12 protein-coding genes are annotated in these 12,180 nt (G+C 42.0%); 10 read left to right on the top strand and 2 right to left on the bottom strand.

From position 1 onward, the window contains the following. The first annotated feature begins 124 nt into the window (after window positions 1-124). The 10 genes from G399_RS0119420 to G399_RS0119460 all read left to right on the top strand — a co-directional run bounded on the left by G399_RS0119420 (window position 125) and on the right by G399_RS0119460 (window position 10,896). Window positions 125-1,216, top strand: coding sequence for a CmpA/NrtA family ABC transporter substrate-binding protein (locus G399_RS0119420; protein WP_006014987.1), 1,092 nt, complete (start codon window positions 125-127; stop codon window positions 1,214-1,216). Window positions 1,217-1,750: 534 nt separating this feature from the next. After that, window positions 1,751-3,064 carry a CmpA/NrtA family ABC transporter substrate-binding protein gene (locus G399_RS0119425; protein ID WP_226989022.1) on the top strand — a complete coding sequence of 438 codons (1,314 nt, stop codon included), beginning with the start codon at window positions 1,751-1,753 and terminating at the stop codon, window positions 3,062-3,064. A 123-nt stretch (window positions 3,065-3,187) separates the two neighbouring features. Next, on the top strand, window positions 3,188-4,093 hold the full coding sequence (locus tag G399_RS0119430) for an ABC transporter permease (protein ID WP_226989023.1): 906 nt from the start codon (window positions 3,188-3,190) through the stop codon (window positions 4,091-4,093). A 33-nt stretch (window positions 4,094-4,126) separates the two neighbouring features. Then, the gene (locus tag G399_RS0119435) at window positions 4,127-5,005 is read left to right on the top strand and encodes an ABC transporter ATP-binding protein (RefSeq protein ID WP_006014993.1); all 879 of its coding nucleotides are present in this window, start codon (window positions 4,127-4,129) and stop codon (window positions 5,003-5,005) included. 137 nt (window positions 5,006-5,142) lie between these two features. Further along, window positions 5,143-6,363 (top strand): alginate export family protein, encoded by a 1,221-nt coding sequence (locus G399_RS0119440; protein WP_006014996.1) that lies wholly within the window; start codon window positions 5,143-5,145, stop codon window positions 6,361-6,363. Between the two features lie 395 nt (window positions 6,364-6,758). Next, window positions 6,759-7,907 (top strand): NAD(P) transhydrogenase subunit alpha, encoded by a 1,149-nt coding sequence (locus G399_RS0119445; protein WP_006015005.1) that lies wholly within the window; start codon window positions 6,759-6,761, stop codon window positions 7,905-7,907. Continuing rightward, entirely contained in the window at window positions 7,907-8,182 is a 276-nt protein-coding gene (locus G399_RS0119450) for an NAD(P) transhydrogenase subunit alpha part 2 (RefSeq protein ID WP_026843911.1), read from the top strand. Before G399_RS0119445 ends, G399_RS0119450 begins: the two co-directional genes overlap by 1 nt. A 9-nt stretch (window positions 8,183-8,191) precedes the next feature. After that, on the top strand, window positions 8,192-9,583 hold the full coding sequence (locus tag G399_RS0119455) for an NAD(P)(+) transhydrogenase (Re/Si-specific) subunit beta (protein WP_006015011.1): 1,392 nt from the start codon (window positions 8,192-8,194) through the stop codon (window positions 9,581-9,583). 280 nt (window positions 9,584-9,863) lie between these two features. Then, a complete protein-coding gene (locus tag G399_RS22150; RefSeq protein WP_148277484.1) occupies window positions 9,864-10,088 on the top strand; it encodes a hypothetical protein in 225 nt (74 codons plus the stop codon). Then, the gene (locus tag G399_RS0119460; protein ID WP_006015014.1) at window positions 10,033-10,896 is read left to right on the top strand and encodes an ATP-grasp domain-containing protein; all 864 of its coding nucleotides are present in this window, start codon (window positions 10,033-10,035) and stop codon (window positions 10,894-10,896) included. Before G399_RS22150 ends, G399_RS0119460 begins: the two co-directional genes overlap by 56 nt. Before the next feature lie 31 nt (window positions 10,897-10,927). On the opposite strand, the gene G399_RS0119465 is transcribed toward G399_RS0119460, so the two are convergent. Both G399_RS0119465 and G399_RS21845 read right to left on the bottom strand, forming a co-directional pair. Then, window positions 10,928-11,671, bottom strand: coding sequence for an SGNH/GDSL hydrolase family protein (locus G399_RS0119465; RefSeq protein ID WP_006015017.1), 744 nt, complete (start codon window positions 11,669-11,671; stop codon window positions 10,928-10,930). A gap of 307 nt (window positions 11,672-11,978) precedes the next feature. Beyond that, a complete protein-coding gene (locus G399_RS21845) occupies window positions 11,979-12,164 on the bottom strand; it encodes a transposase (protein ID WP_006015021.1) in 186 nt (61 codons plus the stop codon). Window positions 12,165-12,180: the final 16 nt, after the last annotated feature.

Consider the following 12,180-nt stretch of genomic DNA (forward strand, 5'->3'; position numbering starts at 1 on the left):
CGTAACGTAGAAGTAAATTTAATGATGAAAAAAAACAAAATGGGGTTGTTTTATGACGCAATAATCCTCTCTAGGCTTTTGCAAAAAGCGTCAATCAGAACACGTTTCGGAATGGAGAAATACCATGTCAGTTGAAGTTAAGCTTGGTTTTGTTCCTTTGACCGACAGTGCGCCCTTAATTGTTGCGCAGGAATTAGGGTATTTTCGGCAGTTTGAATTAGATGTTAAATTATGTCCACAAAACTCATGGTCGACGCTGCGAGATAAATTGCAAACGGGTTTGCTTGATGCAGCCCAACTATTAGCTCCTATACCTCTTGCTAGTTCACTTGGACTTGGTGGTATGCAAGTACAAATGACAGTACCCATGGTACTGAGCCAAAATGGCAACGCCATTTCACTCTCTCGTGCTTTGTGTGACGAAATATTATTGGATAACAAACTATCTGAATTACCTTTTCCAATGCCATCAAACTTACTAACTAAGATTGTGCAAAGACGGGCTAAGAAGGGCGAAAAAAAGCTTCGCTTTGCGACTGTGTTTCCTTACAGCTGCCACCAATATCAGTTGTTGGATTGGTTGAAGGTGGAAAATATGCATAACGTCATTGATGTGATCACTATTCCACCTAGTGAAATGTCAGGCTCGCTGGAGTCAGGTTTAATTGATGGATTCTGCGTTGGTGGGCCTTGGAGTGCAAAATCGGTGCGCGAAGGAACAGGCGTGACGGTGTTAACTTCTTATCATATTTGGCAAGATAAAGCGGAAAAAGTCCTTGGAACAACTGACGCTTTTTACCAAAAAGAGCCAGAATTGATGGCCAAGCTATGTGCTGCTCTGCTCTTAGCTTGTGAATGGTTACAATATTTACCGAATAGATTCGAAGCTGCTAAGTTGATGTCGCAAAGCGGATACTTAAATGAGCCTATCGAGGTTATTGCACCGTCACTATTGGGCAGTTGCTTAATCCAACAAAATCAATCACCTCAACATGTTCCTCATTATAACCGCTTTTATGAGTCGAATTTCATTGTGGTTAATTCACCCACATTAGAATTGCAACAGTGGCTGTTACAAAAGATGCTCGACAGCCATCAGATATCATCAAAAGATGCTCAGCAGGTTGTGGTAACGCAGATTATGCAAAAAATTGTGAATACGGCATGCTTTGATGAAGCAGTTGCATTACTCGCAAAACAGAGACATAAGTACTGATTGTTAGCTGCCTGATTTGGCAAAAAACAAAATAACGAAGCACAGCAATAGTGCAATTTGCACAAAGTTGATTCATTTGACTGGGCCACAACTTCGTTGTTAAATTGTTAAGATATTGATTATAAACAATTAAAAAGTTGGCATTAATGATGCAGAGTGGTAGTGAAAGTTAGAAAGCAGATAGCGAACAAAATGCGTGTTTGTCGGGACATTCATTTTGTGGTTAGCAGCTTCGATGAGAAATGTACTCCTGTGATCAGTATTACATTTACCCATTTATAATAATAAGAACCTAACGACAAAGAATAACTAACACCAAAGATGGTGTCAGTTATTCAGGCAAAGTAGCCCACGATGAAAAGATAGCAATGTCTTTTCAACGTGGGTTTTTTTTTGGAATTTTATTGGCTTTATCAATATCAAAAGAGAAAGGATCATCCTATGGTTATTCAAAAAATGAAGACATTTACCACCTCAATGAGGCCGGTCTTAGTTGCACTTACCGCTGTTACGTTTTTCTCTTTATGTGTAAATATGCAGTTGGCTCAAGCACAAACCAAAGTAGGTTACGCTGAAAAAGAAGAGCTTAAAATTGGTTTTATTAAACTAACTGATATGGCGCCATTAGCGGTGGCGTATGAAAAGGGCTATTTTGAAGACGAAGGTTTGTATGTCACGTTAGAAGCTCAAGCTAATTGGAAAGTACTTTTGGATCGGGTTATTGATGGCGAGCTTGATGGTGCTCATATGTTAGCGGGTCAACCCCTAGGTGCAACGATTGGATTTGGCACTCAGGCTCACATCATTACTGCTTTCAGTATGGATCTGAATGGAAACGCGATTACCGTATCAAATGATGTTTGGGCTCAGATGAAGCCAAATATTAAACATGAAAATGGCAGACCAGTGCATCCAATTACAGCTGATGCATTAAAGCCTGTTGTTGATAAATACGCTGCACAAGGTAAACCTTTTAAGATGGGTATGGTATTTCCAGTATCTACGCATAACTACGAACTACGTTATTGGTTAGCCGCAGGAGGTATTCACCCGGGCTACTATGCGCCCCATAAAGGCGACACAAGCGGGCAAATTGATGCACAAGCGTTGTTGTCTGTAACACCGCCACCACAAATGCCAGCGACCATGGAAGCAGGCACTATTGATGGCTATTGTGTGGGTGAGCCTTGGAATCAGCAAGCGGTCATCAAAGGTATTGGTGTTCCCGTTATTACCGACTATGAGATTTGGAAAAACAATCCTGAAAAAGTATTTGGCGTCAGCGCCAAGTGGGCAGAAGAGAATCCAAATACCCACGTTCGTGTTGTAAAAGCGATGATTAGAGCAGCAATGTGGTTGGATGAAAATGATAATGCAAACCGAGTAGAAGCGGTCAAGATACTTGCAAGAAGCACCTATGTAGGTGCCGACGAAGAGGTCATCGCAAACAGTATGACCGGGACCTTTGAGTACGAAAAAGGGGATAAACGTGAGATCCCCGACTTCAACGTGTTTTTTCGCTACAACGCAACCTATCCATTCTTTAGTGATGCGATCTGGTATCTGACTCAAATGCGTCGCTGGGGACAAATTGAAGAACCTAAGTCTGACGACTGGTTTACGGCTACTGCAAAGAAAGTATACAAGCCTAAAATCTATGCTGTTGCTGCTAAAGAACTGATTAGCGAGGGTAAAGCGAAAGCATCCGACTTCCCCGACTTTGCAACCGAAACAGGCTTTAAGCTTCCTCAAAGCGAATTTATCGACAATGTGACTTATGACGCTAAAAAACCTAATGCTTATCTGAACTCATTTGCTATTGGCTTAAAAGCAGATAGCAAAATCTAATTCGCATTAGATAAAGTCGACTTAGGAGTGACTCTTATGATGAAAACTAATATAGCCCCTGTGATATTTCGAAAAATACAGCAAAACGTTATTCGAGAACGCTTTTTCGCGGGCCTTAACGCCATGCTATTACCTATCATAGGTATACTCATTTTTATCGCTTTGTGGGCCGCGGTAGCTAAAAATATTGATACGTCATTGGGCGAATTTCCCGGGCCAACGCAAGTATGGGAGCAGTCTTTCATATTGGTCAATGAGCATAAAGCGCAACAAGAAAAAGCCGAAGCATTTTATCAAAGACAGGAAAAACGTAATGCCAAGCGTGTTGCCGAGGACCCTGACTATGTTCCTACCCTTAAAATATTTACAGGAGCTCCCACCTTCTTTGACCAAATTTGGACTAGCTTATATACCGTTGCAGTGGGTTTTTTTGTGGCTTCTATCATTGCGGTTCCGCTAGGTATTTTATGTGGATTGAGTAAAGGAACTTATGCTGCGATTAATCCGCTTATTCAACTATTCAAGCCTGTGTCGCCATTAGCTTGGTTGCCTTTGGTAACGATGGTGGTCAGTGCGGTTTACGTAAGTGATGATCCGATGTTTTCGAAATCATTTATTACCTCTGCAGTTACGGTAAGTCTATGTTGTTTATGGCCAACATTAATTAACACGGCCGTGGGTGTGTCAAGCATCGACAAGGACCTCATTAATGTCAGTAAAGTATTACGTTTAAATGCATTTAAGCATGTATTGAAGATTGTATTACCGTCTTCTATTCCTGCTATTTTTACTGGTTTAAGACTCAGTTTGGGCATCGGTTGGATGGTACTTATCGCTGCTGAAATGTTGGCGCAAAACCCTGGGCTAGGCAAGTTTGTGTGGGATGAGTTTCAAAACGGAAGTTCAGAATCACTTGCCCGAATTATGGTCGCGGTGCTGACAATTGGGGTTATTGGTTTCATTTTAGATAGGCTTATGTTGTCGATTCAACGTCGTGTGAGCTGGGACAAGAGTGTCTCGTTAAGATAAACGAGGCAACAAACTTCATTGCTAGGAGTCATTATGACCAAACCAATACAAAACAAGACAAGTGGACTGCAACGGCATTTAGAGTTATCCGATATAGGCATCGACTTCCCGACAGCTAAAGGACCATTTTGTGCCTTGAAAAACCTAAATTTAAAGATTTCAAAAGGCGAATTTATTAGCTTAATTGGTCACTCTGGATGCGGAAAGTCGACCGTGTTGAATATTGTTGCTGGACTTTATCAAGCCACAACAGGTGGTGTGATATTAGACAGCGCTGAAGTAAACGAGCCGGGTCCCGAGCGTGCTGTAGTATTTCAAAATCACTCATTGTTACCTTGGCTTTCGGTTTATAAAAATGTTGAGCTTGCAGTAAAGCAAACTCGAAATGGGCGCTCTAGGGCTGAAATGAAGGCGTGGGTTGAACATAACTTGGACCTTGTGCACATGACGCATGCTGCCGACAAACTTCCCTCTGAACTTTCAGGTGGAATGAAGCAGCGTGTAGGTATCGCGCGAGCTCTATCAATGCAGCCAAAAGTGTTGCTTATGGATGAGCCTTTTGGTGCGCTAGATGCATTAACTCGTGCTCATTTGCAGGATTCCGTGATAGAAATACATGCCTCACTAGGCAACACCGTCATTATGATCACTCATGATGTAGATGAAGCGGTATTACTATCAGATAGGATTGTGATGATGACCAACGGACCTGCGGCGACAATAGGCGAAATACTAGACGTTGACTTAGAAAGACCTCGCGATCGTCTTGAAATGACGGATAACATAAAATATAACCAGTATCGACATGCGGTGCTGACCTTTCTATATGAAAAACAAAATAAAATTCAAACGGTGAGCAGGGTAAAAGCTGATATTGCGCGAAGCAAGAAAAAATCCAGCAGTGCGGCTTAATAATTAATTGGCATTAATTTGCAGTTTAGAACCTAGCTTAACCGTCATTAATAATTACATATGCAAACGCATTGCAACGCTCGCGACAAGGAGCGGTTAGGCACAAGCATCCATTTGTTAAAATATAGAGAACACTCATGATCGGAAAATTCAATTTACTAACAGTTATTACTTCTGCGCTAATTTGGGCTGGTGCAGCGTCATCTGCTTTTGCCGCTGATCCAGTTTACGAAGCACTGAGTTCAGGAAAAGCCACAGGTAACTTCAACCTGAGATATGAGGATGTATCTCAAGACAATACAGTAAAAGATGCAAGTGCATTTACTTTGCGCACACGACTCGGCTATACAACCGCTGAATTAGAGGGCTGGTCAGTCTCATTTGAACTAGAAGATAACCGCATTGTGCTTGGCCAAGGCGACTATACTGTTGGCCCCACGGGCTACAATTTGGGAGAATATTCAGTGATTGCTGACCCCGAATTTACCGAGCTAGACCAAGCTTTCGTGCAGTATAAAAAAGATAAAGTAACCGTAAAGTTAGGTCGTCAAGTTATTGCTTTAGATGGACAGCGTTTTGTTGGCCATGTTGGCTGGCGTCAAGACCGTCAAACCTTCGATGCGGCGACCGTTATTTACGCTGTTAATGAAAAACTCAAAGTACAATATAGCTACCTTAACCAGCGTAATCGTATTTTCGGTGAGGCCGCGGACTTAGATTCAAAGGATCATTTGCTCAACCTTAATTACAAAACTCACTTCGGTGTTGTCACTGCTTATAGTTATCTGCTAGAAGTAGATAATGCGACGAATAATGCGCTGGACACCTATGGGATGAGTTTTAAAGGTAAAACCACGGCGGCGGATACAGATGATAGTACCTTTGTATATGCTGTCGAATATGCAAGGCAGAGCAATGCAAGCAGCAATGCGGATTTTGATGCTGATTATTTATTTGCCGAAATTGGTGTGAACCTCTCTAGCTTAACAGCAAAAATAGCTTATGAAGTGTTAGGGTCTGATGACGGTAAGTATGCTTTTGCAACGCCTTTAGCAACGCTACATAAATTTAATGGTTGGTCAGATCAATTCTTAGGCACTCCATCACAAGGCTTAGTCGATTTGATATTTACCCTCTCGGGGAAAGTCGGTGGTGGCAATTGGATAGCTGCTTATCACGATTTCTCTGCCGATAAGCCGACACAAAACGTTGATGACTTAGGCTCAGAAATTAACTTGCAGTATGTAAGGCCATTTGCTGAGCATTATACCGCGGCAATAAAATACGCAAGCTATTCTGGGGAAAGTGGCAGAGTAGATGCAGACAAAATATGGCTATGGGTAGGTACCAAGTTTTAATTTAATATAAAGTACGAAGGGCTCTTATGAGCCTTTTTTTTGCCTTCTTAAACATGCCTTCTTTTGCTTCTTCTCGTAATTTTGCTTCGCTAATGTTAAGTGATTCATCCTTTGACAAAAACTAGCCTTCAAGGTATACCTATACCCTCTACCGATTATATTGTTGACTTAACGTCTGCTGGCGATCTGTTTAACGACGTTAATTTATACGCGAGGTCATCCAATTTTGATATTCAAACATCAGTATTGGCGACCAGTGCAGCAAAAAAAATAATAATAATAATATCTAAAAGATAACCAAAAAACGACAGAGAAACTTGTAAATAATGCAGGTGGTCTTTTGTGCCTGAAAAAAAGTACTTATATAATCTGAGCCAGCCAAAAAAGGAGGCTAAATGAGCATAATAGGGTTTGTCACAGAGCACGCAGAGAATGAACGTCGGTGCAGCGTACTACCAATAAATATCGAAGCTTACATAAAGCTTGGGGCGACCATTTTAGTCGAATCTGGTATTGGAAAAAGTATTAATATTCATGACTCAGAGTACACAGACGCAGGCGCAACAATTGAAACTGATAGGGCTTCTTTGTTGGCAAAAGCTGATTTTGTGATGTCAATTCATGCTTTGGAAAAGGTTGATTTGGAACAGACCAAAACGACGGTTTGTTGTATCAGCTTTTTGGACCCCTTCAATGCACTTGAACATATAAAATGGTTGCAACAGTCGGGTCGTTCAGCTTTAAGTGTTGAAATGATCCCGCGCAGCAGTCGTTGCCAAAAAATGGACGCATTAAGCTCGCAAGCGAGTTTGGCAGGTTATGTCATGGTGGCGAAGGCGATGTCAATTTTACCTCGGATTTTCCCAATGATGATGACACCAGCGGGTACATTAAAACCTTCCAAAGTGTTCGTCATTGGCGCTGGTGTGGCGGGTCTACAAGCTATCGCTACTGCCAGACGTCTGGGTGCTGCGGTAATTGCATATGACACACGTGAAGTTGTTGCTGAACAAGTACGATCCCTAGGAGCTAAATTTTTAGCCATTGATATAGGTGAAACAGGACAAACAGACCAAGGTTATGCGAAAGCACTCACCCCAGAGCAAATTGAAATTCAGCAACAAGCACAAGCCGATTGTATTGCCAGCTCCGACGTGGTGATAACCACTGCGCAATTATTTGGCAGGAAGCCACCGCTACTGATCAAAAAAGACGTTATTGCCAAAATGAAGCCAGGCAGCGTGATTGTTGATATGGCGGCCGAAAATGGCGGTAATGTTGAGGGTAGTGTTGCGGGGTCTATTGTTACGGTTGAAGGGGTCACGGTCATTGGTACTGGAAATTGGGCGAGCGAAGTTGCCTTGGATGCGAGTCAAATGTACGCGAATAATTTGCAAGCGCTATTGCTGGAATTTTGGGACGCTGAAACCAAAAAAATGGTCCTTAATTTAGAAGACGATATTCTGAAAACTGCACTAATCACTCACAACGGTGAGCTAATTAACCCAACTATTAAAGCCTTGTTAACACAGGAGAGCGTGTAATGTCATTTATCTATCTTTTAATGATTCTAATGTTAGCGATATTTTTAGGTTTCGAACTTATTCGCAAAGTGCCAGCCACCTTGCATACGCCTCTTATGAGCGGTGCAAACGCGGTATCAGGCATCACCCTAATTGGCGCTATTGCTTATTCAGGAAATGAAAATTTGTTACTTGCGCAAATTCTGGGCAGTGTTTCGGTATTCCTTGCAACGATTAATGTTGTGGGTGGTTACATGGTCACAGATCGCATGCTTGCCATGTTTAAAAGTAAGTAAGGAAGCAAAATGTTGAATACAGAATTAATTATCAATGCAGTGTATGTATTGAGCGCAGCGTTATTCATATTGGGTCTTAAATTACTCAGCCATCCTTCTACCGCTCGTCGCGGCAATAAGCTCTCTGCGATCGGTATGCTAGTGGCTATTTGCGTTACCTTAACCGACCAGAACATTTTAGCCTATGAATGGATTATTGTGGCGATCATCGCAGGTAGTGCAGTAGGCGCTTTTATTGCCAAAAAAGTTCAGCTAACAGAAATGCCTGAAATGGTATCACTGCTTAATGGTGTTGGTGGTTTAGCGAGTTTATTAGTAGCGCTAGCCATGCTTGAAACTGACACCGCAATAGACAGCTACTTAGCTATTATTGTTTTGCTAGCCATTGCCATCGGCGGTATTACTTTTTCCGGCAGTGTAGTTGCATGGGCAAAACTCAGTGGCAAAGTAGCTAAGTTGATCAGTAGTGGCTCAACCGTATTTAGCGGTCAGGCTTTCGTTAATGCATTTATCGTCATTGCTATTTTTGTGCTTGGTGCTCTCGTTGTTATTTATCCACAAACTGCGAACAGTACCGTTTACGTTTACTCCTTCGTTGCGCTTTGTATTGTATTGGGCGTGATGTTGGTTATTCCGATCGGTGGCGCAGATATGCCGGTGGTTATATCACTACTCAATAGCTATTCTGGACTTGCAGCTTGTGCTGCGGGTATGGCGTTAAACAACAATCTATTGATTGTTGCTGGCGCGCTGGTAGGCGCAAGCGGTATCATCCTGACCAGCGTTATGTGCAAGGCAATGAATCGCTCTTTAATTAACGTGTTATTTTCTGGATTTCAAGCCGTCAAAGCGACTGAAATTAAGATTGAAGGTGAAGTTAAACCCTTGGCCGCCGACGATGCTTACTACGTATTGGAAGCAGCACAATCGGTCGTCGTTATTCCTGGTTATGGTATGGCCGTCGCACAAGCGCAACATGCGATGAAGGAACTGCAAGTGTTATTGGAAGAAAATGGTGCGGAGGTTGTGTATGGTATTCATCCGGTTGCTGGGCGTATGCCTGGCCATATGAACGTACTTTTAGCGGAAGCTGACGTGCCTTACGAGTTGTTGCTTGAAATGGACGAAGTAAATGCGCGTATGGCAAACTTTGATGTGGCTATTGTGATTGGGGCTAATGACGTAGTTAATCCTGCGGCAAGAGAGATTGAAGGTAGTCCGATTTATGGTATGCCGATTATCAACGCTGACCTAGCAAAAAATGTCTTTATTCTAAAACGAGGCATGGCTTCTGGTTTCGCTGGTATCGAAAACCCGCTGTTCTTTAAAGACAATGCACGCATGATATTTGGTGATGCTAAAGACACGATCAACACCATCATTCGCCAATTCTCAGATTAGTAGAATTAAGCGCTATGCTAATTTTATCAACCAACAATACAGCATAGTAAGTTGACATTAAAAATACAAATATTCCTTACTTTGTAGCAACTAATCTATCTGATTAGTTGCTACCTTTCTGTTGTCTACGCGCGTTTTTGTTTTATTTCCTATAATTTGTGGCATTAACGGCTTATTGTTTGGTATTATTCTAAGCTTAGCAGGTTCGCTAAGGTCGGCACTGCTGGTTGAGTGCCCCAGACATCCATGGAATATTGTCTGTTATCAGAGAGGGAATTTTATGCATTTTAAGCGTGATTTATCGTTAAGCATGATGGGTGCTACCATTATCATCATCGCGGTTCTATTCGGCTCACCGCAGAGTGAAGCAAATTCTGGGACCCAACATAACCTACCACAAATAAATAAAGTCGAAACACCGCAAGAGTCCATGCAGAGTAAGGAATTAAATGCACAAAGTAGCTATTTTAACGACGGACAATTTAGAAGCGTTTTTCGTTTATGATCGTTTACTTACGGCACCATTAAAAAGCCTTGGATGGGAGTCAACTGAGGTTTCTTGGCGTGTAAAAAATCATAATTGGGATCAATACGATGTCGTTGTGGTTCGCAGTACTTGGGACTATCAAGCACACTACCAAGAGTTCCTAGCGTGTTTGCAGGTTATCGATAATTCATCTGCGGTGCTGTGTAATTCGATGTCGTTAATTGAATGGAATATTTCAAAGCGATATTTGAAAGAACTAGAAGATAAAGGCATTCCAATTATACCGACGCTTTGGGCTGATGAACTACACGAACAGGATTTTGCTGCCGCATTTGCTAAATTTGATTGTGATGAAATCGTGATCAAGCCTTATGTAAGTGCCAACGCTGATGGTACTTACCGCCTCACGCGAGCGGCAGTTAGCAAGCAATTACCCATGATAATGCAAGAATATAAACAGCGTTCAGCAATGATCCAACCGTTTTTAACAAGTATTATTGAACAAGGTGAATATTCGCTCTTTTACTTTAATTCACAATACAGCCATGCCATCTGTAAGCAACCCGCCAAAGGCGACTTTAGGGTGCAAGAAGAGCATGGTGGCCAACTCACTAGCATGCAACCATCTAACGCCATGTTTGCTCTTGCTGAGCAAACGATTGAAGCCTTACCTGAAGACGCACTGTATGCTAGAGTTGATATCGTGTCGTTAAACGCTGAGTTAATGATTATCGAAGTAGAACTGATTGAGCCAAGTTTATATTTCAATATGGACGAATCATCTGCTGCGTTTTTTGCGAAAGTGTTTGCTAATAAATTTGCATAACTAAACTACAATGGGCTAAACAATACAAATGTTAAATGCGAGTGTCAGTTTTGTTTGGTAAGGTTTTGGCGACACATACAATACGCTCGCTTAAATTTAAGCCCCACTGATGATATATGAGTGGTCCTGGGTGAAAACCATCAATAGCCATGGCACTTTTGTTCATATCAAAGGCCAAGGGCTCATAAGTCTTATTTGCACATTTACCAATATTTATTGCCTGTAGACAGTCAAATTCTTTGGCTCTATTGCCCATGATCCATCTTAACGGTTGTGGTAATAATGGAAATCTATGCATTGGTGGCATTCCACTGACAATAACATGCTTAGCGCCTAGCGTTTGAAAGCAATATTGATGCAGTTTATTTTGTTCATTCAACCAGTGCTTGGCACCTTGTAGTGAGGTAACATCATTCACTCCTAAACTGGTTACCACAATATCAACCGTATTGCCGAATTCAGCGCTGTCGAGCATCTTAGAAAGGTCTTGAGTTTGCGCGCCGGTTCTTGCTATAAGTGTCCATGACAAATGAAAGTGCTTTTTTAGATTATTAACTAATTGACCAAGCAGCGCAGTATCTTGATGAGACGCGCCAACGCCAGCTGCAGATGAATCACCGATAATCAGTATACCAAGTGGTGGTTTTGTCGAATCGTTAGTTGAACCTTGGCGTTCGCCAATTGCTTCAGGAAGTTTATGTGCTCGCTTTCTAACTTGTCTTCCTTGCATAAGCAAAACTGGAAGGATGAGAAGAGCAACTAGCTTATAGAACATGTGGCTCTCTATTATTTGTTGTCTAAGCGTCAAATATACTTGGTTTTAAATAAATGTGAATCATTAACCGGTTTTATCCAAAAGCGCCGGCAACAGCGCGCTGATATTATCCGTCAAAATGGTTTTTAACGGCGACTTTATTGCCGTCATATAATCCTAATCTCACTGTTTAGGTTGCAATTTAAAGCGATAAGCTTTATTTATTTAGTCTTATTGCTTTAGTCTTTTAGTTTACCGGAATTGAGCGGAAAGCCTCGTCGTTCAGCGCGGGGATGGATAGCTCGGGTGGCGAAGCCGTCCATTTGTTTTAGTGTGGCGTTTGCTGTTGCTCGATGTACTTGCGGATCACGGCAATTGGCGCACCACCACAACTCCCCGCAAAGTAGCTAGGCGACCACAATGCGCCGCGTCGGTATTTCGTCACAAAGACCAGATGCACATGCATCATAAAAACGACGTGTCTTCCAGTCCTAATATCATTGTCTTTGTCCATAGGCCAGAGTATAGTC

It is taken from the genome of Brumicola pallidula DSM 14239 = ACAM 615 (genome assembly GCF_000428905.1).
Taxonomy (GTDB): Bacteria; Pseudomonadota; Gammaproteobacteria; order Enterobacterales; family Alteromonadaceae; genus Glaciecola; species Glaciecola pallidula.